We start from the raw sequence: 24,662 nt of genomic DNA, 5'->3' as shown, positions 1-24,662 counted from the left end.
CAGTTCGTATTAGCAATGTTATACTAAGCCTGTCGAAGCATCTCAACTCCTATAAATAACACCAATAAATGTCAACAATTTATTTAGACACAATCATCAAATCCGACATTCAAACCGTTTTTGATTTGGCAAGAGATATTGATCTTCATCAAAAATCAACCTTTAAAACCGGGGAAAAAGCAATTGCGGGACGAACTTCAGGATTGATCGAGCTGGGAGAAACCGTAACCTGGCAAGCAAAACACTTAGGAGTTGTACAAACATTAACAACAAAAATTATCAGCATGAAAAAGCCTCATCATTTCACGGATGTTATGCTGAAAGGTGCATTTAAATCTATGAAACATCAGCATATTTTCAGGCAGGAAGGTGAAAACACAATTATGACAGATATTTTCGAATTTCAATCTCCGCTCGGAATCATCGGAAAAATTTTCAATACAATCTATCTTAAAAATTATATGAAAAACTTCCTCTTGGAACGAAACAAATTAATTAAAGAAACCGCAGAAAATAATGAAAACTTAACGGAAAAAAAGGGATAAAGCGCGAGCGAAGCGAGCGTCAAAACGGTCAGTATTAGCGATGTCATGCTGAGCTTGTCGAAGCATCTCAACATTAAAAGCTAACAACCAACAACAATCAACTAAAATAAAATGAACTTCCTAAAAGCCGAATGGCGAAAACTAGCCATCATCAACTATGAAATCAATCCCAAGATTTTAGAAAAATATCTTCCCAAAGGAACAGAACTCGATTTTTACCAGGGAAAATGTTATGTAAGTGTAGTCGGATTTATGTTTTTAAATACAAAGTTACTCGGACTTCCCATTCCCTTTCACAGAAATTTTGAAGAAGTGAATCTGAGATTTTATGTAAAGAAAAAAGAAGAAAATAACTGGAAAAGAGGAGTCGTCTTCATCAAAGAAATTGTTCCGAAACCGGCTTTGAGTTTTGTTGCTAATTCGGTTTATAAAGAAAATTATATAACGAAGCCAATGAAAAATAAAATGCATCAAAAAGACGAAGAACTATTAATAAAATACTCTTGGAAAGATAAAACCTGGCATTCCATTGAAATCACTGCAGAAAATGTACCTTTAAAAATGGAAAGCAATTCCGAATTTGAATTCATAACTGAACATTATTATGGTTTCACAAAAAAAGAGAATAAAACTTCCGAGTATGAAGTCTATCATCCAAAATGGGATTATTATTTAGTAAAAAACCATCAGCTTGAAATAGATTTTCAAAAAGTCTATGGTAACGATTTCGAATGTTTAAATCATCGGAAACCAATCTCCGTCATGCTAGCAGAAGGTTCTGAAATTGAAGTAAAAACAAGAAAGTATTTAATCTAAAAGTAAAAAGAAACAAATAAAAAGTAAAATATTCATGCGGATATTTTTCGGGCTTTTACAAACAATTAGTATTAGCGATGTCATGCTGAGCTTGTCGAAGCATCTCAATATTTAAATCCATCAACCATCAACTAAATTCCATCAACCAAATGAAAATAATCATCGCCGCCTGAACCGGCTTCCTCGGAAAAAATCTCGAAAAATATTTTACAGACAAAGGAAATCAGGTTTATATTTTAACCAGAAATCCAAAACGTAAGAATGAAATTCATTGGGATGCAAGGACATTGGGCGAATGGAAAAATTTACTCGAAAATGCTGATGTTTTAATCAATCTCACAGGAAAGTCTGTCGATTGCCGATATACGGAAAAGAATAAAAAAGAGATTTACAATTCGAGAATTGAAAGCACAAAAGTTCTTCAGCACGCCATTGATGAATGTACCAATAAGCCTAAAGTTTGGCTAAATGCAAGTTCGGCAACCATTTATATTCATTCAGAAACTCATTTAAACACAGAAGAAAACGGAATCATTGGGGACGATTTTTCAATGAATATCTGTAAAAGCTGGGAAAAAGAATTTTTTAAAGTAAAAACAGAAAATGTGCGAAAAGTAGCTTTGCGGACTTCCATCGTTTTGGGGAATAATGGCGGCGCTTTTTCAAAGCTGAAAACGATCACGAAATTAGGTTTAGGCGGAAAACAAGGAAGAGGAAATCAAAACGTAAGTTGGGTTCATATTGATGATTTTTGCAGAGCTATCGAACACATTATCAATAATGGAAATATTGTGGGTGAAATTAATATTACAGCTCCCAACCCTTTACCAAATGAAAAATTCATGAGAAAATTAAGAAAAGGAATGAAAATTCCATTTGGATTGAATGCTCCGGTTTGGCAACTGGAAATTGTCTCCATATTTTTAAATACAGAAACAGAATTATTGTTGAAAAGTAGAAGTGTATATCCTGAAAAATTAATGAAAAGCGGCTTTAAATTTAATTATTCTAAAATAGATGATGCATTTAAAGACTTGGTTTAAATTATGATAATATATTTTTGTTGATTCTGAGTTTTGCAGGTTGTCGTAAACCGAACCTTAACCTAAATAATTCATGCTTTTTGCAGTTTAATAAATGATGATTAAATTAGCAAAAACTAAACTTAATGTTCATCAGACCAAAAGCTAAAACCTTTTTTCTTTCATCATTATTTACATCGGTCACACTTTTTTCACAGGCTCATAATGTTTCGGAAGGCTACCAAAAGCCCACAGATCCGCTTGTTATCCAGAATCTTGAAAACTGGCAGGATCTTAAATTCGGATTGTTTATGCATTGGGGAATTTACAGCCAATGGGGAATTGTCGAAAGCTGGAGCCTATGTCCGGAAGATGAATCGTGGACGCAGAGAAAACCGGAACACGGAAAATCGTACTGCGAATATGTAAAAAACTATGAAAATCTTCAGACGACTTTCAATCCGACTCAGTTCAATCCTCAGAAATGGGCAGATGCAGTGAAAAAAGCGGGAATGAAATATGTGGTGTTCACAACAAAACATCATGATGGTTTTGCTATGTTTGACACGAAACAGTCTGATTATAAGATAACTTCTACAAAAACGCCTTTTTCCAAAAATCCAAAAGCGGATGTGACGAAGGAAATTTTCAATACATTCCGAAAAGAAGGGTTCAGGATCGGAGCTTATTTCTCAAAACCCGATTGGCATTCTGATGATTACTGGTGGTCCTATTTTCCTCCAAAAGACAGAAATGTAAACTATGATCCGAAAAAATACCCTGAAAGATGGAACAGTTTCAAAAATTTTACCTTTAATCAACTGAATGAAATTACTTCAAACTACGGTAAGATCGATATTCTTTGGTTAGACGGAGGCTGGGTTCGTCCGTTCAAAACGATCGATCCCAATGTTGAATGGCAGAGAACCATTAAGGTTGAACAGGATATCGATATGGATAAAATCGGGATGATGGCCAGGAAAAATCAACCCGGAATCATCGTTGTAGACCGCACGGTTCCCGGAAAATGGGAAAATTATGTGACGCCTGAACAGGCCGTTCCTGAAAAGCCACTTTCGATTCCGTGGGAAAGCTGCATCACCATGGGCGATTCATTTTCATATGTTCCAAATGATAACTACAAATCCTCTCAAAAAATTATTGAAACGTTGGTGAAAATTATTTCAAGAGGCGGAAATTACCTGATGAATATTGCGCCCGGACCGAACGGGGATTATGATGCTATTGTTTATGAAAGATTAAAGGAAATTTCAGGTTGGATGGATAAAAACCAGTCAGCAGTTTTTGCGACGAGAAGTGTTGCACCTTATCACAATGGAAATTTTTATTACACCCAAAGCAAAGACGGAAAAACAGTGAATATTTTTCATTTAGATGATCAGCCAAAGTATGAATCTCCATCAACATTAAGTTTTACAATTCCGGAAAATTTTAAACCGAAATCATTAAAAGTTTTAGGATTATCCAATAAAATCCAATGGAAAAAGACAGGAAATTCAATTGAAATTAATTTACCGAAAGAAAGAAACCAGTTAAAATATTCCACCGTAATCCAAATTACACAATAGTTCAAATTGTGGACTACTTTTATATCAAAAAACGACATAGGAAATCGGAGCGTTAAGAAAATTAAAATTTAATCCGTTAAGAAATTCCCATTGTTTGAAGCGTGACACAAATATTGAAACGAAGAAAAAATATTGAATTCGCGCAAGTTTTGGGAATTTTAGGATTAAATTTTAATTTTTAGCGGAGAGTTCCAAGTCTTGAACTTTTTGGTTCTTTTGTTTCAAGACAAAAGAATAATAATTAAATCAAATTATTTATGTTCTTAAAATTTTGTTTTAAAATCATAGCAATTTCATTACTGAGCACTACATTTATTGCCGCTCAAAAACCATTATACAAAGACTCAAAACAACCTGTAGAAGCCAGAATTCAGGATTTGTTAAAACGCATGACTCCAGAAGAAAAATTCTGGCAATGCTTCATGATTCCCGGAGATTTGGATCATGTTCCGAAAGGGCAATATGCTCACGGAATTTTTGGTTTGCAGGTAAGTGCAGGGAATCAGGGTGGCGGAGTTGCCGGACAATTGCTGAAATACAATGCAAATGAAGATGCGGAAAGATTGGTGAAAAAAATAAATGCCATTCAGAAATATTTCGTGGAAGAGTCGCGATTGGGAATTCCGATTATCCCTTTTGATGAAGCTTTGCACGGATTGATGCGGGAAGGCGCGACAGCTTTTCCGCAGGCGATCGGTTTATCGGCGACATTCAATCCTGAGTTGATGAAGGAGGTTTCCACAGCAATTGCCAAAGAATCGAAATTAAGAGGAATCCGTCAGATTTTGACGCCGGTTGTGAATTTGGCAAGTGATGTTCGATGGGGAAGAACAGAAGAAACGTACGGCGAAGATCCTTTTCTAACTTCTGTGATGGGTGTGAATTTCGTCAGTTCTTTTGAAAATCAGGGAATTATTACGACTCCGAAACATTTTTTAGCAAATGTTGGTGAAGGTGGGAGAGATTCATATCCGATTCATTGGAGTAAAAGATATTTAGAAGAAACTCATTTGATTCCCTTTCAAAAAGCCTTTCAGCAAGGAAAAAGCCGATCTGTAATGACTTCTTATAATCTGTTGGATGGAAAACCTTCAACGGCAAATCATTGGTTATTGACTGAAAAATTAAAAAAAGAATGGAATTTTAAAGGTTTTGTCATCAGCGATGCAAGTGCAGTTGGTGGAGCAAACGTTTTGCATTTTACGGCAAAAGATTACGATGATGCTTCCGCACAGGCCATAAATGCTGGTCTTGATGTGATTTTCCAGACCGAATATCAGCATTATAAGTTATTTATTCCGCCGTTTTTGGATGGACGAATTCCAAAGGAGAGAATTGATGATGCAGTAGCACGGGTCTTGAGAGCAAAATTTGAGCTCGGTTTGTTTGAAAAGCCCTATGTTTCCAGTAAAGATATTGATGAATTAAAGAAAATCAATCACAAGCCTTTAGCGGAAAAAGCGGCGATTGAATCTTTTGTTTTGCTCCAAAACAATAATCAAACACTTCCGATTTCTGAAAATTATAAAAAGATTTTGGTGGTTGGAACAGATGCTGTCGATGCAAGATTGGGCGGTTATTCAGGGCCAGGAAATAAAAAGGTGAGTATTTTGGATGGAATTAAAAATTTCGTTAAAAACAAAAATATAGAAGTCAATTACTCAAAAGGAATTGATTGGAATCTGAAAAATTTTACAACAGTTCCGGCAGAATTTTTGTCTTCCGAAAATCAAAAAGGACTGAAAGGAAATTATTTTTCCAATTCTGATTTAAAAGGAAATCCGGCATTTGAAAAACGGGACGAGCAATTAAATTTTAAATGGACATTGTACTCTCCAAATCCGGATAAGCTGCAGCCCGACAATTACAGTATTCGCTGGAAAGGAAAACTGGAAGCTCCTAATTCCGGAAAATATAAGTTGGGTTTAAGGGGAAATGACGGTTTCAGATTATATATAAATGGCAAATTATTGATTGATAATTGGGAAAAATTGAGTTATTCAACCAAAACAGTTGATATTGATTTTACAAAAGGTCAGAAATATGATATTGCTGTAGAATTCCACGAAAACAGGGGAGAAGCCAATATCGAACTGATCTGGAATTATGGTTTAAACGACTATCAGAAAGATTTTGATGAAGCATTAAAACTCGCTCAACATGCGGATTACATCATCGTTACAGCCGGAATTCATGAGGGAGAATTTCAGGACCGTTCCTCTTTGAGTCTTCCGGGAAATCAGGAAAAATTTATTCAGGAAGTTTCAAAATTAAATAAACCGACAACCGTTGTTTTAATAGGAGGTTCCGCCATAAAAACTACGGATTGGAAAGATAAGGTCGGTGCGATTTTGGATGCTTGGTATCCTGGAGAAGAGGGTGGAAATGCTGTGGCAAAAGTGCTTTTCGGTGCAGAAAATCCTTCGGGAAAATTGCCGGTCACTTTTCCTATTGAAGAAGGACAACTGCCTTTGACGTACAATCATCATCCGACGGGGAGAGGAAATGATTACTACGATTTAAGTGGAGAACCTTTATATCCTTTTGGTTTTGGATTAAATTATACGACTTTTGAAATTTCTGATTTACAGTTAAATAAAACAAAATTTGCTGAAAATGACATTATTATTGCAAAAGTCAATGTGAAAAATACAGGTTCAAAAGCAGGAAGTGAAGTTGTTCAGCTGTATGTCAAAGATTTGTTAGCTTCGGTTTCAAGACCGATCATTGAGTTGAAAGGTTTTAAAAAAGTAGAGTTAAAGCCGGGAGAATCAAAACAAATTTCAATTGAAGTTCCTGTGAAGGAACTACAGTTTTTAGATTCAACAATGAACTGGGTTATTGAAAAGGGAACATACAGGGTTTTTGTTGGAAATTCATCTAAGAACCTGCCTCTAAAACAAAATGTTGATGTTGAATAAATTATTAGCAAAAATAATTGTGGTACGATATATGTAATATTTACATTGAATTCGAATGAATTTAATTGAAGATTGTTATTTAATTAAAACCATTCATAAAAAGTAAATGTCATGAAAAAGTTTTTTATATCAACGATTTTATTGATAGGTTTATCAACAAGTGCGTTTGCGCAACAACATCCGCCTGTACCACCGCATCCTTCGAAAAGCGAGCTGATCGCTATAAAATCGAAAGAACTTGATAAGAGATATAATCAGGAAAAAAAGGCAATTTTGAATCATCCATTGGCGACCAAGCAAATGAAAAGGGATCAGCTAAAAGCTTTAAATCAAAAATATCAGGAACAGAAGCGATTACTTAAAAAGATGTAATATCAAATAATTTCAAAAATATTAAAATTGAAGAAACTTATTGTTGTAGATTCGATTTTATGAAATTTTTAAAGTAAAATAAAATTTATTAAAAAGAGAATGCTTTCGTGTTCTCTTTTTTAGTTTAAATTAAAAGAAACAACATTTACTATGCATTGCTTCACGAATTTTCAGAAACGTGCTTCATCCAATATTTTTCCTTAAATTCGCATAAAAATTTTAAGCTAATGAATTACGATATTATTGTCATCGGAAGTGGTCCTGGTGGATATGTTACTGCAATTAGAGCGGCACAATTGGGTTTCAAAACTGCAATTATCGAGAAAGAAAATTTAGGGGGGATTTGCCTTAACTGGGGATGTATTCCAACTAAAGCTTTGTTGAAGTCGGCTCAGGTTTTTCATTATATTAACCATGCTGAAGATTATGGTTTGAACAAAGTGGAAGGAAGTTTTGAATTTCCGAACGTAATTCAGAGAAGCCGTGGTGTTGCCAACAAAATGAGCAAAGGGATTGAATTCCTGATGAAAAAGAATAAAATCGACGTTATTTTAGGGACGGCTAAAGTGCAGAAAGGTAAAAAAGTTTCTGTTACAGATAAAGAAGGAAAAGTAACTGAATATACAGGGACTCACATCATTATCGCAACAGGAGCCCGTTCAAGAGAATTACCGAACTTACCTCAGGATGGTAAAAAAGTAATTGGATACAGACAGGCGTTATCTCTTCCTGTGCAACCGAAATCTATGATTGTTGTAGGTTCCGGAGCTATCGGAGTAGAATTTGCTGATTTCTATAACACAATGGGTACGAAAGTAACTGTTGTTGAATTTATGCCAAACATCGTTCCTGTTGAGGATGAGGAAATTTCTAAACACTTAGAGAAGTCTTTGAAAAAATCAGGTATCGAAATCATGACGAATGCTTCTGTAGAAAGTGTTGATACAAGTGGAGAAGGTGTAAAAGCTACTGTAAAAACTGCGAAAGGAAATATCGTTCTTGAGGCAGACATCTTATTATCTGCTGTTGGAATCGCTGCAAATATCGAGAACATCGGTCTTGAGGAAGTGGGAATCCAGACGGATAAAGGAAGAGTTTTGGTCAACGAATGGTACGAAACTTCAGTTCCTGGATACTATGCAATCGGAGATATCATCCCGACTCAGGCTTTAGCACACGTTGCTTCTGCTGAAGGGATTACTTGTGTTGAGAAAATCAAAGGAATGCACGTTGAGAAAATCGACTACGGCAATATTCCTGGATGTACGTACTGTCATCCTGAAGTGGCTTCTGTTGGTCTTACTGAAAAACAGGCTAAAGAAAAAGGATATGAAATCAAAGTGGGTAAATTCCCTCTTTCTGCAAGTGGAAAAGCTACGGCGAACGGAAATACGGATGGTTTCATCAAAGTGATTTTCGATGCTAAATACGGTGAGTGGTTAGGTTGCCACATGATCGGAGAAGGAGTTACAGATATGGTTGCTGAGGCTGTTGTGGCTAGAAAATTAGAAACTACAGGTCACGAAATCATTAAGTCTATTCACCCGCACCCGACAGTTTCTGAAGCTATTATGGAAGCTGCTGCTGCTGCTTACGGAGAAGTGATCCACATTTAATCTGAGATTATTATTTTAAATATTAAAACCGCAGATTCTTCTGTGGTTTTTTATTTTCCGAAAAATTAACAAAATATTTAGATTATTAAATACATTGTGTAACGATGTTTTCTTAAATTTATTCAATGAACTTTGAAAAAACAGGATTGGTTTTATCGGGTGGTGGTACCAAAGGTATTGCTCATGCAGGAGTTTTAAAATTTTTGCTTGAAAAAAATATTGATGTAGATATTTTGGCATGTTGTAGTGCAGGTTCTATTGTGGGATGCCTTTATGCAGTAGGGAAAACACCGGAAGAAATCCTTGATTTTTTTCAATCGGTATACTTTTTCAACTGGAAACATTTTACGTTCAATCAGCCGGGGCTGGTTTCTTCCGTTATTTTTAACAATTATCTGAAACCAATTTTTCGGGATATGAAAATTGGGGATTTGGAGAAACAGGTCAAGATTGTGGCCACAGAGTTGGTTTCCGGAACTGAAAAGATCTTTGATGATGATTTTCTGGTTACCGACGCCATTATAGCGTCCTGTTCTATTCCGGGAATTACGACACCCTATATTTTGGAGGAAGAAATGTTTTGTGATGGAGGAGTTCTTAATAACTTTCCTGCTGATATTATCCGCGATGATTGCGACAGACTGATCGGGGTTTTTGTCTCTCCGCCTCATGATATTAAAATCAATGATTTGAAGTCGATAAAAGCTATTGTTTCACGTTCTTATGATCTTCTTTCTTACAGAATTGAAAAAGTAAAATTCGAGTATTGTGACTGGTTCATTTCCTCTCAAAAATTATCCAGTTTCGGAACCTTTGAAAGAAAAAAAGACCGCCTTGAGCAGATTTTCAATATAGGCTATAATGCGGCCAAAGAAAGTTTTGATGAAAGTAATTTTTATTTGAAAATAAAACCAGCAGGTACATAAAAACAAAACTCTCACATAAATAGTGAGAGTTTTTATTTTAATTTTTTACGATTTGTCCATCCTGATTGACGATTGTTTTTCCGTTTTGATCAGTCACAACAAGAGTATAAGGTGCTTTTTTAGGCGAATCGGTTAAATAATTTCTCCAGACCTGATAAGTATAGCCATTATTGTTAAATTCATAATAATAGTTTCCTCCGGTTCCGTCAGGGATCAACTCTCCGTCAGAAATAATCATACTCGGTTTTGAAGTTACTTTTCCGGTCGCTGCCCAAGATTGATAAAGATATTTCCCGTTGGGTTGCTTATCTATTTTCAGCTTGAACTTTTTTGTTTTAATAATAACTGATTTTGGTACTTTTTCCTGTTTATAATTTTCTTTTGAAACAGGATTCTCATGGATTGTATGTGCTGTAAATAATGAACACTGAGCAATACAAAGTGCTGTAAATAAAAGTTTTTTGATCATTTTTAATATTTTATTGGTGATGTTAAATTTATCAAATTAAAGCTAATTAAAGTTCTTTTTACAAGAATATTTTATGGCTAATTGTTAAAGAAAAGAAGAACGCCCGAAATTTTCGGGCGTTCTTCTTTTTATGCAGTATAGCTTGCAAAAGCTTCTTCAAGGCTTTCAAACTTACCTTTAAACTCTTCAATAGGACAATCCTGAAGAATATTTCCTTTATGGATAAGGATTACACGGGAACAAAGTGCTTCAACTTCCTGCATGATGTGGGTAGAAAGTAAAACTGTTTTTTGCTGACCGATTTCTTTTACCACATTTCTGATCTCGATGATTTGGTTGGGATCAAGACCGTTGGTCGGCTCATCCAGGATCAATAAATCCGGTTGATGAATGATGGCCTGCGCAAGACCTACTCTTTGTTTGTATCCTTTAGAAAGTTGTCCTATTTTTTTAGATTTTTCCGGTGTAATTCCTACTAAATCAATCACCTCATCTACTCTTGATGTAGGAATTTTATGAATATTGGCTACAAATTGCAGATATTCCTTCACATACATTTCCAGGTAAAGTGGATTGTTCTCTGGTAAAAAGCCAATTTTTCTCTTGCTTTCTATTTCGTTTTCTGTAATGTTTTTCCCGTTAAAAATAATCTCACCCTCATCTATGGTAAGTGCACCGACAATGGATTTCATAAGTGTTGATTTCCCGGCACCGTTTGGGCCCAGAAGACCAATGATCTCATTTTTATCAATTGAAATATTAATATTGTTAAGCGCAGTTTGTTCTGCAAACTTTTTTGTTAATTGAGTTATTTGAAGGGACATAATCTGATGAGAATCTTTTTTTACAAAAATAAAAATAAAAAACTCATCCTAAGAGAATGAGTTAAGTATTATTGATTATTTTTTTGATTTCTTTCCTTTTGTGGTTGCCGGTTTTGCCGTTTCGGGAGCAGGCATTGGATTTACAGGGGTCAGATTGTTCTTTGCAACAGGTTTGTACAATGCCGATTTGGCTGTTCCTATACCAAAGATCTTATCAACCTGTTTCTTATTTAAGAATTGGGATTTCCCTACATATTTCCTGTTTTTATTGATGTACTGAATAAACTGAACGGTAGGCTGGCCGTAGTTTTTTTCATAGTGCAGCTCAATAATGTCATTAGGAAGCTCCAGGGTAATGTTTCCTGTTGGTTGATCGATAAGGCCACCGGTAATTAATTTATAGAGACCTTCTACATCCCCATTGACATCTAAAAATGAAAATGATCTGAATGTATTGAGATTACTCGTATTGAGGTCCTGATAATTAATAGTGAATTTATCGTCTTTTTTGAATAAACCTACAGAATTATCTTTTCCAATTTCTACTAAAGTCTCGTTTTTTAGTACTTTAATTTGCGAAAAAACTGAAATACCGAACGAACAAGTAAGGAGTAGAATTAATTTTTTCATTTGGGTGAATTTTAATATTTCATAAATTGGTATGTCTAATGTAATAATAAATCTGCTATTAGACAACATTTATAATTCCTCACAAAAATAGTACTTTTTTTAATATTGCTATTGGAAAGAATGCTAGGTTATTGCAATCAAAACATTTGTAGTTGATTTTAAATACTTTATTTTTCAAAACTCCTGTTTTGTTGATAGATGATTTAACGAAATCATTGCAGATTACTGTTTATAAAGTTGGATAACATTTGTGTATTTCCTCCGTAATGATGAGTTCTTGCAATATATTTCATCTTGTAATGGACCGGAGATCGTTATCAGTGATTTTGAAATCAAAGAAAAATATTACCTCAGGGAGTGAAAACATCAAAATAGAATTAATAATTACTGATTATAAAATTAAAACGGCATTACTATCTTGAAAGTAATGCCGTTTAGCTTTATTTTAAAATTTCCTGATCATAAAGAAGGTTATCGTCTTCATCAAAGCTTATGATAAGCATTTTATATTGTTTTGCAGAGTCATTATTGAAAAACTTAATTCTTGGAGGAACATAATCACTGTCAAACAAATTAGGATTCCAGTACAATGTTTCTCGGGTATCATTTTCAATTTTAGCCGGAGAATCATTATCAATCATTTCAATAGGGAATTCCGAAGGTTTATCGTATCCTTTTACTATGGCCAGATTATTATTTTGTGTTGCTTTTTCACTTTCATTGCTTTTGGATTTCATATTTCCTTTCAGGGTATAGATTAATACGGCATCACCTATTAATCCGGCTCCTTTAATAATTTTCACCATAGCAATATTGGTTACGGGGAGACTTGCAATCATACTGGGATCGGTTTGAACTTCATCTAAATAGAGTTTTGCCTGACTGCCACGAATATAGGGTACATTCACTCCTGAATTGTCCCGTTGAAATGTTAAACCGGCCGCTCTTCCCTGCAGCCAGTCAAAAATATTGTTGGATCCTCCAACATGCTGGTCTTCATTTACGAAATCGAATATAGTAGAATTTATAGAACTGAACATCCCGGTAGAAAGTTGTTTATCCAATTCTTCTTTGGGATCTTTTTTCTTTCCTACTAATTTTACTTCTTCAATTTGTACATCAACATTCTCAGTCTTTTTAATATTCTTCTGTGTATTGATGGCTCTGGAAATTGTTGTGGAAAGTTTTCTGTTTGCTGCTGCTGTTACCAGTCTGTATTTTGTGGTTGGAAAGTTGCCTTTAAATGGTGTAGGAACTACCAGTGGTTCTACGGTGACGAATAAGTTATCCGTACTTGATTCTTTATCTTTTTCTGCATTTACAAATAATGAAACACTCAAAGGCTCATCAAAGCTGAGATTATCCAGATAGACATATCCGTTCTGATCCGTTTTAAATAAATTAACAGTAGGTTCATTCTTCCCTAGTTTTAATGCTAAAGTCACATTGGTGTCTTTCAGCATGGCGTTGTTTTTAAGAGGTTTTACCCTATAAGAAAGAAATTTTTGAGAATTATTTTTAATGGATGGCACAGATCCGTTAAGAACAGAATTCCAGTCAAATTTGTTCCAGTTTTCAGAAATAAGCAAAGCGTCTAAAGCTTCACTATTGGCATTGCTGGAGAAATATTGCGCGGGACTGTCTATTTTTGAAGTAAAATCTCCCGTCAACCACAGGCCGCTCAGAAGATTCTCTTCTTCCGGTGTATTGTTGCCATCGTTTTCGCTTACCAAAACGGTGTAGTTTTTAAAATATGATTCCGGGGAAAGATCAATACTGTTGAAAGATCTTGGCGTGGTTTTTAAATTCTTACTAATAATATCTGCCTTTTCAATCTTTAAATTATTAGGCTTGATAAAGCAAAGCCTTTGAGCAACTAGATTATCTTGCTCATCGAAAATGGCTAATTGTAAAATACCGTTGGCTCCGTTGCTTATTTTGGTAGGAATAAGACTTGAAGCTTCATTAATTAGCTGATTGATATTAGCTCTATATGCCAAATGATTGTTGATGGTTCCTACAATTTTATAATTTTGAAGCTGTTGCTTTAAATTGATCCCTTTTAAACTGTATTTAATTCCATCTTTAGAGCTGGAAACTTGCAGACTAACACCACTGTTTACGACCTCAGGTAAATCTATGGTTTGCTTTTTTCCTGCATTATCCTGAATGATAGCCTGATATTTTTTTCCTGAAGCCGGAGTTATTGTAAATGAGGCAACATTTTTATCAAAAGATGTAAAGTTAGTTACAGGTACACTCGGATTTTGTGTATCTATTACTTTTCCGCTCCAGTTTTCCGGTAAAGAAGTATTGCTGGATAATCTTACGGCAAATTTTGTAGGTACTCCATTAATGAAAGTTCTTCCTTCCGGGAAAGCTTTTGCAGACCAGTCTGTACTTTTTGCAATTTCTAATGTTTTAGTAGAACTGGGATTGTAAACCGGAATCGTTTTAACGATCTGAAAATCTTCGTTAAAATTGGTCATGTAAGGCGTATAGGCTCTTACAAAATAAATTTGCTCAGGAAGATCTTCCTTAAGTTTAAAGTCTCCGCTGCCTTCACCATTCGTGAGAAGTACCGTTTTCCAGTCTATTAATTTTTTATCAGCATCATATAATTCAACAAATAAAGTAGTAGACAGTGCAGAACGATTGTAACCATCAAAAACAAAACTTTTGAACCATATCTGGTCACCAGCTGCATATTGTGATTTGTCGGTAAGGATGTATACTTTTTCCTGTTCGTAATTATTTTCAAGACTGGTAATTGCTTTTTCCAGTTTGGTTTGTGCCAATGCAGGTTGTACCACTGAAACAAGCAATAAAAAGAAGATGTTTTTCATAGAAAATCTTAACACATTTTTTAATCCAATGCTAAATTACTCAATTAAAGACTTTAAAGTTTTCTAATTTCAAAAATTAGGAGATTTTAACAATAATAACGGGAAAGCGTTACTTTAAATAAGTAAACTTTGACCTTTTATAAGTAGTAAAAAATGGTAGTGACTTAATTAATATAGATATCGTTAAATTCATAAAAGAGACTATCCGAACTTTTCGAACAGCCTCTTTGAAGTTTAAATATTAATTATTTGTTATCCCATATAATAGATACCTTCAGTAATTAATTCAACTTTTTTCGCTTTTATTATCAGAACTGCAACACCAATAGCTAATATATATGTTTTTAATTCTTTATCAATGTTTGAGCAAAAAATAAATTCAAACATAGGGTTGTTTTCTAGACCAAATTCTCTAAGCATATTCTCTGTCTTTAATTTTTGGCTCACTTCTTCCACTCCAGTAAATAGAAATCCCGCTACTATAGATTTTCTCTTTTCTTCATCATACATATTCACGGTGGTAAATACTTTTTTTGATGAATTAAAATATTCTATGGCTTTATATCTATACATTATGCTTCCTTCTGATAAATGAGGAAATAATGGTTTTGCTATCATGATACTAAATTTTTGATTTTTTCCTGCTCTCTAAACATTTCTCTAAAATTATCATCAATATTGTACCCCTCTGCAAGTATATTGAATTCGATTTCTCCTATTTGAAATATATAATGCTTCAAAAGTTCCTCATTAATATTCAGAGATGCAGAGATTTCCTTTTTATTTTTATCAATAAATATCTCAGACCAGTTGCTTGTTTCATTAATTATTAAATAATTTTTTTGTTCCTGAATATGTATGTTTTTTTGATACATTTCAGCTAAACCATAAAAATAGTAGGATTTTAAATTGCCCTCACTTACAACTCTTATATCAATTAAATAATACGTCGGATCTTCATGATCATCAACAACTCTTATCCAATAACTATCTAATATTATATTGTTAAATCTCTCTAATATTTTATTTTTCATTCGGTAAATAATTTTTTATTTCTTCTAAAGGCACTATTCTTCCTTGTTGATTTTTAATTATCAAACTCCCATCTTTTTGCTCAATTAATTTCCATGTTTCAAATATAACCGTCCTAGCTTCTGGAGTTCTTGGCTTAGGCTTTTTAACAAATTTACCATTCTTATCCAAATAAACAAATATATCTATATCAGTTCCTTTAGTTAATGTTGTCATTTTAAAGGCATGTTTGGTCATAAGTTCTTCAGGATTCAAATATTGAAATCTTATAGTTTCTCTTCCTGCAATCTTATTTGCAACTAATCGACGGTTATCTGCAGTGATAAGACCTTCCATGTCTTCTACTAAATTATAGAAGACATTAATATCTTTTACTGGCACTGGTTTACCGATAGACAGATAGTAAGCATTTCCGAGTACAAAATAATCACCTGTCTCATTATTAACTGAAGATTGTGTAAATTTAATCTCTTTAACTTCTCCAATTCTTGACTTCCCAATAGGCAGCTTTCCAGCTGGGCTAATGTCTTCTGATTGAATGACTTCTCTATCTCGTATTTTCCGAACTGTACCTTTAGGACTAAATCGTGAAGTTTTGGTAGCTTTGCTAAGGTCATTTTCTATTTTAGCATTATTCTCTTTTCTTATCTTCGAAAGTTTTGGTTCTATTTCTTCCGCAATCCAATCTGCTTTTTCCTGATCGGTTAGCATAGTATCCGCTTCTAGCTCTTCAATTTGATGCATTAGTTCAGGATTATCTTCCAATTCCAACACATATTTTTCACGAATGGGTGCACAAGGCGAAGCACAAATATATATTTCTCCTCTTTCAGTAATGGTAACTGTATGTCCTTCATGGGTTTTTGCCTGTCCATAAGATCTTCCATGTTCGGTTTGAATAGGTTTTACATCTTCTTCGCGAATACTAGATTTTCCTTTCTCCTTCATCCACTCAGGGCGATAATCATTATTCCCTTTCTCAATAATTTTTCCTTTGAATTTACTGTAAGCCTTTCCTGCTTTAGTATTTTTAATCTTTGCTTTAAAATTAGCAAATTTGGGTGAGAATTTAGGTTTTAACGCTTTAACTATTTGGGTCGCTAAAGCCCCTAAAGCCATGAATACACCAATTATAGCCAATGCAAAACCACTGTTGGCAATACGTTGATAAGCATATTGTAAGCGATCATGACCGGTTTCAACATCATTACTTTCGTAATTGACCATTGAATTGTCATCTTTAGATGCTTCACCATCTTGCCCGCTTTCATTATTTTCTCTTTTCTTTTTAATAGCCTCTCCTTCTACACCATCATCATCAACAGTTAGTATATCAAAAACAGCTTTTGTTATAATACTGCCTTCTGTTGCTAACATTGATATTAATAAGCCTTCACCTAATGCTATTGCAAATTCTAATCCGGCCATTATTCCTGGTATTGCTCCAACTCCGCCAAAAAATGCTCCAATAATACCCCCAATTAAAACACTTCCAATAGTTATCCAACCAGAGAATGCACCAACAACATTATTTAAAGCCTGCATCCAAGCTAGTCCGCCATCCACAGCTTTGCTAAAATTATTATTAGTGACATTATTCCATATCTCCGGGATAAGTGTCCATAATTTTGGAGCTTCTGTATAAACAGGTCCCCCTTCAGCAAAAGGCCAAACTAAATACCAGATCATCTTTTTCATTTCGCTCCACCAGTTGCCTGACATATAGGCTAAAATGGGTTGCAGATGAGTCCAGACTCCTGTGATATGTTTTGCAAATGAAACTCCGGATTGAGCAAAGAATTTTTTAAACTGATTGTTCGCTTCTCCGGGTATTTTATCTATAAACGGAGCTATAAAACCAATAACATAATTTTCTAAAATCTTAGGATTATTCCAAATTTCTTGAATTCCGGTAATTAAATTTTTGAAAAGATTGTATTGCTTTTCTATATCAAGTATAAATTCAAGCATTTTAATTATTCCTGAAGCAATAGTATTAATTGCATCAAGTGCAAAATTATATACTGCCTGTAACGTTCCCAGTAATGTATCCACTACATCTGCAAGGAAGTCAATTGCTGCAACAACCGCCTTTTTAAAGGCTTCAAAAGTCTGGTTTACGAATTTTTCGGCAGCAGCCACGTATTTATCAATTTTGGCTTTCAATCGGTCTCTGATACCGGGAAATGCGGCCAAAGCAATGTCTAAGAATCCTTTCAACAACGAAGCAAATCCTTTAATAAACCCTACTATCGCCTTTCGGGCTATTTCTAATGCGTCTAAAACTAATTTTTTAGCCGCTTCGAAAATGGCTTTTACAGCTTTTCTGAGTGCCGTGAAAACAACATTTAAAGCATCTTTAAGCGCATTGATAAAATCCGAAACTTTATCAGCCAGCCAACCAAAGAAACCTCCGCTTTTTCCCTCCATTTCTGATTTTTTCTCTGCCGCTTTTCTATCAGCTTCTTTTTTCTCTTTTAATGCATCTTCATTGGCTTTATTAATGTGTTTTTGCGCCTGTTCTTCCCCTTTACTCTTTTCTGTCTTTATATTTCCAAGAGTAGCTTTAGCCTGGTCGCCGGATTTTTTTGCAAAATCAGTTTCTGTTTTATTAAGTGCATTTTGCCACTCAACTCTTGAATTGTGCACATCTGCCTGTGCATCTTTTACCGATTTCCTCTGCTTTTCCTGAGACTGGTCTTTTTCGATACCAATCTGTGTTTCGGCAGCTTTTTCATGTTCAAGCACTTTCTGGTTATGCTCTAATTCTGCGGCCTCATATTTTTCATTTTCCGCACCTATTTTTGATTGAATAATGGGATCAAACTGAGCATTGATATTTGCTTCATCAATACCTTCCAGCTTTAGTACATCAAGCGGTTGCTTCTTAATGGCTTTGGATTTTATTTTACGAGAAGGTTTCAGTATTTCATCTTTTGGCTTCTTAATAATACTGTTTTCACCATGATCCTTATGGATATCTTTTGCTGCCTGATTTTTTTTGATGCTTAAATCTTGTGCTACATCTTTCTGTTCGATTGCTAAATGCTCTGTATCTGCTTCACCTGTAAGATCTACATTTGCGTTTTGCTGCATTGTTGTAGGAATTGACGAAGTATCTAGACTAACAGCTCTAAACTGTTGTGTTGCCTGTTTTTCCAGTTCACCATTTTTATTTCCAGTTGTATTGAAAGAGTAGCTTGTTTTTTTCAACGGTTCGTTCTGCGGAAACGAAATTTCTTTTAGCTTCGATTTTTGCCCAGCAGATTTAACTGTTTTTTTACTTGATTTTGCTACCGTTTTACCTGCGCCGGATTTACTTTTTGCTTTAGATCCTGGAAAAGCGCTACCTGTCTTAGCATTCACTTTCGGAAGCTTTCCTGTTGCTTTTTCAGACTGACTATTTAAAAGTGAAGTACTATTATTCTGTACAGTATTAAAATGATCAGCCAGTTGTGTAGCCGGAGTAGCTGACAAATCAGCTAAAGATACATCAGCATTACCTTTACTAATCGGCTTTTGCTTTGCTTCTTGATTTTTTTTGTTTTCCTGATGAACTACTGCTTGCTCTTGTACCGTCTGCGGAAGATACGTACCAGATTTAACGTCATTATAATTATGTGCCTGATTGACATTTAAACTTGCTATATAATTTTTTTCGGTCGCTTTTGTATCAGGATGATTGATATCGCCAGTTTGAGACAAACTCTCCTGAAGCCTTCCATACATTATTTCTGAACCTTGATCATAAATAGTTTGTGAACCATGAACTGATGCAATACCGCCATTGATACTGAGACGGTTATTATCCGTGTTCGATGATCCAGGTTTAATGAATGATGTTTTAGGATTTTGTGCCTTTACGTTAGTTATTTCCACCTCAGATAGAGGCACCACCGATTCTTGCTGCCTTTGCTTTCTGCTTGGGCTTTGGTGAGCATTGTCTTTTTCTACAGGAATTGCTGCTTTCATTGACTTAGTTTTTTAATTTCATATTGATTTTTTAAAGGCATACAAAACGCAATTAATCTAATTGCGTTTTATACTACCTGTTGAATGTGAAAAACAGATTGTGATGATGGATTTTTTTTAGAATCTGAGTAGCCGGGAGTAGTGTTCAGTTTTATTAGGAGAAACAGGCTGTGCTAAGCTATTTCTGGCTTTTCTTCTTACTTTTTTGATTTACAGATTCAAAGTTCAAGCTGGTAAGTTGGTTATACTTCAATAGTAAAGACATCGTTCCTGATTCAAAATCAGCTTTGAAGTATTTGAGAAAAAGTGTCTATTACCAGTTTACAAACATGAAATTTTCTTTCCACGGCAGTTTTACAAGGCTTATTCCCCAGGCAAGTTTATCAAGTAAAATATCCTGTGTTTTTCGTTCTACTGTGAGGGTGTAATCATGGTCGGTAACCACTAATTTGCCCGAACGTTGAAAAAATTCATTTTGTAATAATGCTATAGATGATTTTTTCATCGGTTTCCAGTTTTGCTGAACACTTTCTATTAAATTTTTAACCTGTGTTTTATGTTTACGCGAAAGCTTAATATGCCTGTTAATGCTTTGATTCATTGGGATATTGCATAAGAATTTTTCAAAAACCATCTCATATTCCGGAGCGTTTGTTTTTCCGGTAGCGATGTAATGTAATAAATGGGCGCATAATTCGGGATCTGTAAGTTGCTGGGTTTTCGGATGAATAAGATTACAATGTTCAAAAAAGATTTTGAGGAAAGGATGTAGCATAATAAGTCCCGCATTTTGAATATACTGTCCTTCGTTCGGGTTTAAATCTTCGTGGATTGTTTTGTCTTCTTCATTAATTGTCCCAATCGGGTTTTCCTTGTTTTCAGGATTGTTTATTACATTATTTTTTATGCTTTCAATAATTTCACTTTCTTTAATAAAAGGGAAAATTTTAATGATGGATTTTAGATTCTGACGGTTGGTTTTTATCTGTAAAAAATCAGCCGCTTCTAACTTTGATATTTGCTGTACAATATAATCCTGAAGGCTGTTATTTGATGAGGTCAGATATTCTGATACTACATTTAATATCAGACTCCAAATAATCAATCTGTTTGTATGATCCAGCTTTGATATATAGTTGATGATATCGGATTCTAAGTTGATTTTTAATTCCCTATTTTTTAAAATTATCAGACATAACTGTGCAATCTGCTCGTTTGAAAGCTGATTGATTATTCGATTTTGAACATATTGTTTTGGCAGAACATTTATTATGCTCTTTTCAAAATTAGTAGAGTGAATCATGGCATCAAAAACCTCAGGTTCCAAAAAAGAAAAACCTTTTTTATCAGGATTCCACCAGGGCATATCTCCTTTCTCTAAAAAATAGATGAAAGTCTTAACCATCTTCTCCTGATTGCTGATCCAATAAGCTTTTGAATCGTTTTCTGCTTCTTGATTTAAAATTTCAATAGGCCCGGTCATTTCTGACAGTTTTTCTTCAAAGAGCTGAACAATTTTATCTTTTAATTCGGCATTTAATGAACTGCTTTTTACATTCAGATCCAGTTCTAACCGGGGAATTTGTAAGGTATAGCCCTCTAATTTATATTCTAAAGCATTGATATACTTTTCTATTTGTGGAAAAACATCAACAGACAAAAAGCTGTTAATATCTTCTTTGATATTCAGTGCTTTTTCTTTGTTGTTGACTGCAATTTCGACAAAAACTCTCTGAATTATATGATCCTGCTTCACATCAAATGGGTTTAATTATACAATATTTATAAATACTGAATTGCTTATTTTTTATCAAATTCACCTCCCCAAAATCCTGCAGGACAAAGACTCAGTTTTGATCTTTGTTTTGCGCTCAGTCTGCATCCGCAACCTCTTATAAATCCGTCTTTTGAAGAATCTGAAACTTCCAGAGTCTCCGGATTCATCCATTTCATGGCGTTGCAATTATTACCACTTTTCAAAGGACACTGATTACAGATTTCTTCTCTTACGGAAAAAATAAATTCTTCATCCTGATTGGCCATACCCATTTTTGACCGGAGTTCATTGAAATGACCGCCAATAATTTCATTACGCTTGCTAAAAAGTTTTTTGATATTCATGTGATTAAAGTTTTAAAATTATTGGGGTCAAAATTAGAGGAAGAAAAATCCTTTTACGAATTATGAGGTCTGTCTATTCAGTCTTTGCAGTAAAAGATAAAATAAAGTATTAATGCACAGGTCATAATTTAAAGGTCCTTCTGATTAAGGAAATATTCAAACATATTTTGAGAACGAGTACTTCAAATGACACTTAATTTTGAAGCAAAATCATTGGTAATATATATTGATTTCAAAAAACAAAAAATGACAATTAAATTATTGCCATAGGTGTAGAGATATGCTTGTCTTGAAATGATAAAATTTAACTTCAATAGGGAAGCTGTATTTCACTAAAATTAGATTATTTGAAGCTAATATTTATTTTATTTATTTTTAAATATTTGGTTTTCAGTATTTTGCTTAATTTAATTCTAATTTTTTTCAAAAATATTGGAAATAATATTTACTGCAAAGACAGGTTTGACCCCTCAAAATATTTGTCTTTTGGACGGGGGCTATTGTATGTTTGCACCATAATAACAAAGAACAAAATTATGATTAAAGAAGTATTGACGATTTTAAAAAATAAGCTGAATGATCCGTTAAAAGGCTTGATGGATGATGACGGCGAAATCGCAGTTGTTGATGACATCGCAAAACATGATGATGACACCTCAGAGCTTGATAATAAAGTAGTAATTACCCTACTAAACGTCGAGGAAGAATCAACATTGAAGAACAAATCTTGGTACACCAGAAAAACAATAAGCGGAAATCCTCCTGTGTATGACATGAAAAAGCAGAATCCTCCGGCTTATTTGAACTTATACCTGATGATCTCCGCGAACAGAACTGCCTATGACAAAGCTTTGACAAACATATCAAAAGTCATCGAGATTTTCCAGACAAACAATGTATTGGAATATGTTGATTCTGATGTGGAAAAAAATTTCAGGTTCAGGATAGAACTGCACCCTGTTCCTTTTGATCAGCTAAGTTATATCTGGGGATTACTCGGAGGAAAAGTGATGCCTTCTGTTTTATACAAGATCAGTGTGATAAAAATAGAGGCCGTAGACGAAGTTCCTGTTAAGTTAATTGATAAAGTAAATATAGAAAGTATTAAAGTCGATTAATCATAAAAAATAAAAACAAATAACCATCAATTTAAATTTTCAAGACATGTTAAATCTAAAAGCACCAGGTGTTTCAGTTGAAGAAATTACAAGACTTCCTTATTCAGTTACATTAGCCGATACAGCTATACCTGCATTTATTGGGTATACAGACTTTGCAACTGTCGGCTACAATAAGCCGTACAAAATCAGTTCTTTTTTGCAATATGAAGAATATTTTGGAAAAGCCAAACAAGAAAGTATTCAGTTAAAAGATGTAGAAGGTAAAGGAGTAACTATTGTGGCACCTCCGGTACAGTTTTTAATGTACTATTCATTACAGATGTATTTTGCGAATGGTGGCGGACCATGTTATATTGTTTCAGTAGAGAATTATACATCAGCAGAAGTACAATATACCGACTTAAAAACAGGTTTAGATAAGATTGAAAATTCAAATGAACCGACACTTCTTGTTTTTCCTGATGCCATATCATTAAAAAATCAGGAGGAATTTTATACTCTTTATAATGAAGCAATAGCTCAGGCAGAACGGGTAAAAAACAGATTTGTCATTCTGGATACCTATTACGGAGATTCTACAACGACATCGGGAGATCTTAATACGATTGAGTATTTTAGAGATAAAGTAACCTCATCCAGCTATGCAGCCGCTTATTTCCCTCATTTAAAAACCATATTGAATTATACTTTTGATGAGAATGAAACCCCTATTACCCATATAGGTTTACAAAATGAAGGACAAACCAGTGCCGATTTTTATTCGGGCGAAATTGCTGCTTTAGAAGAATTAAAAAGACTGGCAAGTGAAGAAATCTCAAGCGGATCAGCAAATGCATTTGTTCTTGCAGACTTGTTAGGTCAGGGTGTTGCAATTGCAGAAGAAATTAATGACTCAGCCGATAATACACATGGAGAAATTCCTGATACAAAAGCTGTTTTAACGGAAGCAATTGAAGAAGCCAAAATTGTACTAGACGCTATATATGATGGAACAATAGACGATTTTATGGTCCCTGATGATTTAGATGAAAATGCACCGGTCTTTAGTGGAGAATTTGATGCGTTAAAAGCTGCAATTCTCAATGTAAAAGACAAAAAAGGAGCTGCAGACGGAATAACACTTAAAAATTTAGAATCATCCAATTCAGAACTTTATAATCAGATAAAAACCGAAATAAGATCCTTACATATTGTTTTGCCACCATCATCAGCAATGGCAGGAGTATATGGTAGGGTAGACAGTGTACGAGGAGTATGGAAAGCTCCTGCAAACGTAAGTCTTAATTATGTAATTGCTCCGACAGAAAAAGTTTCTGAAGAAGAACAGTCAGATTTAAACATCCATGATACCGGGAAATCGATCAATGCGATCAAAAACTTTACAGGAAAAGGGATTTTGGTTTGGGGAGCACGAACACTGGATGGAAAAGATAAAAACGAAGAGGAAGATAACGAATGGAAATATGTGCATGTGCGTCGATATTATGATATGGTTGAACAATCAATAAAGGAAGCTCTTAAACAGTTCATTGATCAGCCTAATATATCCTATACATGGTTACGGGCAAAGACAATGCTGGAGAATTTTCTGAACCAACAATGGCTGGATGGTGCCTTAGCAGGAAGTATTCCGAAAGAAGCTTACCATGTTGAAGTACATGGCAATAAAGATGAGCCTAAAACAATGGACGTAACTGTCAAAATAGCATTAGTACGCCCGGCTGAGTTTATCGTACTGAACTTTTCACACCAATTACAATAATTCTCAACATTCAGCTATGAATGAACATTCGAAGGTGTACTTCGAGGAATAATTAATATTAATTTAAAATTTTTAACA

Annotated in this window: 18 protein-coding genes and 1 pseudogene; 10 read left to right on the top strand and 9 right to left on the bottom strand. The window is 34.4% G+C overall.

The window, feature by feature from the left end; all coding sequences use genetic code 11:
* Positions 1–68 precede the first annotated feature (68 nt).
* From CLV73_RS07375 to CLV73_RS07340, 8 genes and pseudogenes are all read left to right on the top strand, one after another.
* Complete coding sequence (locus tag CLV73_RS07375; protein WP_100376196.1) at positions 69–545, top strand: SRPBCC family protein; 477 nt, start codon at positions 69–71, stop codon at positions 543–545.
* A gap of 111 nt (positions 546–656) precedes the next feature.
* Positions 657–1,361 (top strand): YqjF family protein, encoded by a 705-nt coding sequence (locus tag CLV73_RS07370; RefSeq protein WP_100376195.1) that lies wholly within the window; start codon positions 657–659, stop codon positions 1,359–1,361.
* 185 nt (positions 1,362–1,546) lie between these two features.
* Positions 1,547–2,404, top strand: a pseudogene (locus tag CLV73_RS07365) (TIGR01777 family oxidoreductase); the annotation flags it as partial.
* A gap of 125 nt (positions 2,405–2,529) precedes the next feature.
* On the top strand, positions 2,530–3,972 hold the full coding sequence (locus CLV73_RS07360) for an alpha-L-fucosidase (RefSeq protein WP_100376194.1): 1,443 nt from the start codon (positions 2,530–2,532) through the stop codon (positions 3,970–3,972).
* A 257-nt stretch (positions 3,973–4,229) separates the two neighbouring features.
* On the top strand, positions 4,230–6,893 hold the full coding sequence (locus CLV73_RS07355) for a beta-glucosidase (protein ID WP_100376193.1): 2,664 nt from the start codon (positions 4,230–4,232) through the stop codon (positions 6,891–6,893).
* 111 nt (positions 6,894–7,004) lie between these two features.
* Positions 7,005–7,265 carry a hypothetical protein gene (locus CLV73_RS07350; protein WP_100376192.1) on the top strand — a complete coding sequence of 87 codons (261 nt, stop codon included), beginning with the start codon at positions 7,005–7,007 and terminating at the stop codon, positions 7,263–7,265.
* Between the two features lie 227 nt (positions 7,266–7,492).
* Positions 7,493–8,881, top strand: coding sequence for a dihydrolipoyl dehydrogenase (gene lpdA, locus CLV73_RS07345; RefSeq protein ID WP_100376191.1), 1,389 nt, complete (start codon positions 7,493–7,495; stop codon positions 8,879–8,881).
* Positions 8,882–9,006: 125 nt separating this feature from the next.
* Positions 9,007–9,807: a patatin-like phospholipase family protein gene (locus CLV73_RS07340; RefSeq protein ID WP_100376190.1), complete on the top strand. Its 801-nt coding sequence runs from the start codon at positions 9,007–9,009 to the stop codon at positions 9,805–9,807.
* Positions 9,808–9,844: 37 nt separating this feature from the next.
* On the opposite strand, the gene CLV73_RS07335 is transcribed toward CLV73_RS07340, so the two are convergent.
* From CLV73_RS07335 to CLV73_RS07295, 9 genes are all read right to left on the bottom strand, one after another.
* Positions 9,845–10,276 carry a hypothetical protein gene (locus tag CLV73_RS07335; RefSeq protein ID WP_100376189.1) on the bottom strand — a complete coding sequence of 144 codons (432 nt, stop codon included), beginning with the start codon at positions 10,274–10,276 and terminating at the stop codon, positions 9,845–9,847.
* 128 nt (positions 10,277–10,404) lie between these two features.
* Positions 10,405–11,100 carry an ABC transporter ATP-binding protein gene (locus CLV73_RS07330; protein WP_100376188.1) on the bottom strand — a complete coding sequence of 232 codons (696 nt, stop codon included), beginning with the start codon at positions 11,098–11,100 and terminating at the stop codon, positions 10,405–10,407.
* A 75-nt stretch (positions 11,101–11,175) separates the two neighbouring features.
* On the bottom strand, positions 11,176–11,730 hold the full coding sequence (locus tag CLV73_RS07325) for a hypothetical protein (protein WP_228424279.1): 555 nt from the start codon (positions 11,728–11,730) through the stop codon (positions 11,176–11,178).
* A gap of 440 nt (positions 11,731–12,170) precedes the next feature.
* Complete coding sequence (locus CLV73_RS07320) at positions 12,171–14,576, bottom strand: hypothetical protein (RefSeq protein ID WP_100376187.1); 2,406 nt, start codon at positions 14,574–14,576, stop codon at positions 12,171–12,173.
* A 252-nt stretch (positions 14,577–14,828) separates the two neighbouring features.
* Entirely contained in the window at positions 14,829–15,194 is a 366-nt protein-coding gene (locus CLV73_RS07315; protein ID WP_100376186.1) for a hypothetical protein, read from the bottom strand.
* On the bottom strand, positions 15,191–15,610 hold the full coding sequence (locus CLV73_RS07310; protein ID WP_100376185.1) for a hypothetical protein: 420 nt from the start codon (positions 15,608–15,610) through the stop codon (positions 15,191–15,193). The genes CLV73_RS07315 and CLV73_RS07310 overlap by 4 nt, the downstream gene beginning before the upstream one ends.
* Positions 15,600–19,580 carry a hypothetical protein gene (locus tag CLV73_RS07305; RefSeq protein ID WP_100376184.1) on the bottom strand — a complete coding sequence of 1,327 codons (3,981 nt, stop codon included), beginning with the start codon at positions 19,578–19,580 and terminating at the stop codon, positions 15,600–15,602. Before CLV73_RS07305 ends, CLV73_RS07310 begins: the two co-directional genes overlap by 11 nt.
* Before the next feature lie 313 nt (positions 19,581–19,893).
* Entirely contained in the window at positions 19,894–21,336 is a 1,443-nt protein-coding gene (locus tag CLV73_RS07300; RefSeq protein WP_100376183.1) for a contractile injection system tape measure protein, read from the bottom strand.
* A 44-nt stretch (positions 21,337–21,380) separates the two neighbouring features.
* Positions 21,381–21,701, bottom strand: a complete 321-nt coding sequence (locus CLV73_RS07295) for a hypothetical protein (protein ID WP_100376182.1) — start codon at positions 21,699–21,701, stop codon at positions 21,381–21,383.
* Positions 21,702–22,237: 536 nt separating this feature from the next.
* On the opposite strand from CLV73_RS07295, the gene CLV73_RS07290 reads away from it, so the two are divergent.
* Complete coding sequence (locus CLV73_RS07290) at positions 22,238–22,819, top strand: DUF4255 domain-containing protein (RefSeq protein WP_100376181.1); 582 nt, start codon at positions 22,238–22,240, stop codon at positions 22,817–22,819.
* A gap of 46 nt (positions 22,820–22,865) precedes the next feature.
* Entirely contained in the window at positions 22,866–24,584 is a 1,719-nt protein-coding gene (locus CLV73_RS07285) for a phage tail sheath family protein (RefSeq protein WP_100376180.1), read from the top strand.
* The last annotated feature ends 78 nt before the right edge of the window (positions 24,585–24,662 follow it).

The organism is Chryseobacterium geocarposphaerae, from assembly GCF_002797535.1.
GTDB lineage: Bacteria > Bacteroidota > Bacteroidia > Flavobacteriales > Weeksellaceae > Chryseobacterium > Chryseobacterium geocarposphaerae.
This window is presented reverse-complemented; position numbering and strand designations above follow the sequence as displayed.

Coding starts and splice junctions, on each gene's coding strand:
- CLV73_RS07305 (WP_100376184.1), bottom strand. CDS start 19,580: ATGAAAGCAGCAATTCCTGTAGAAAAAGACAATGCTCACCAAAGCCCA.
- CLV73_RS07360 (WP_100376194.1), top strand. CDS start 2,530: ATGTTCATCAGACCAAAAGCTAAAACCTTTTTTCTTTCATCATTATTT.
- CLV73_RS07295 (WP_100376182.1), bottom strand. CDS start 21,701: ATGAATATCAAAAAACTTTTTAGCAAGCGTAATGAAATTATTGGCGGT.
- CLV73_RS07325 (WP_228424279.1), bottom strand. CDS start 11,730: ATGAAAAAATTAATTCTACTCCTTACTTGTTCGTTCGGTATTTCAGTT.
- CLV73_RS07335 (WP_100376189.1), bottom strand. CDS start 10,276: ATGATCAAAAAACTTTTATTTACAGCACTTTGTATTGCTCAGTGTTCA.
- CLV73_RS07355 (WP_100376193.1), top strand. CDS start 4,230: ATGTTCTTAAAATTTTGTTTTAAAATCATAGCAATTTCATTACTGAGC.
- CLV73_RS07310 (WP_100376185.1), bottom strand. CDS start 15,610: ATGAAAAATAAAATATTAGAGAGATTTAACAATATAATATTAGATAGT.
- lpdA (WP_100376191.1), top strand. CDS start 7,493: ATGAATTACGATATTATTGTCATCGGAAGTGGTCCTGGTGGATATGTT.
- CLV73_RS07315 (WP_100376186.1), bottom strand. CDS start 15,194: ATGATAGCAAAACCATTATTTCCTCATTTATCAGAAGGAAGCATAATG.
- CLV73_RS07375 (WP_100376196.1), top strand. CDS start 69: ATGTCAACAATTTATTTAGACACAATCATCAAATCCGACATTCAAACC.
- CLV73_RS07340 (WP_100376190.1), top strand. CDS start 9,007: ATGAACTTTGAAAAAACAGGATTGGTTTTATCGGGTGGTGGTACCAAA.
- CLV73_RS07330 (WP_100376188.1), bottom strand. CDS start 11,100: ATGTCCCTTCAAATAACTCAATTAACAAAAAAGTTTGCAGAACAAACT.
- CLV73_RS07370 (WP_100376195.1), top strand. CDS start 657: ATGAACTTCCTAAAAGCCGAATGGCGAAAACTAGCCATCATCAACTAT.
- CLV73_RS07320 (WP_100376187.1), bottom strand. CDS start 14,576: ATGAAAAACATCTTCTTTTTATTGCTTGTTTCAGTGGTACAACCTGCA.
- CLV73_RS07350 (WP_100376192.1), top strand. CDS start 7,005: ATGAAAAAGTTTTTTATATCAACGATTTTATTGATAGGTTTATCAACA.
- CLV73_RS07290 (WP_100376181.1), top strand. CDS start 22,238: ATGATTAAAGAAGTATTGACGATTTTAAAAAATAAGCTGAATGATCCG.
- CLV73_RS07285 (WP_100376180.1), top strand. CDS start 22,866: ATGTTAAATCTAAAAGCACCAGGTGTTTCAGTTGAAGAAATTACAAGA.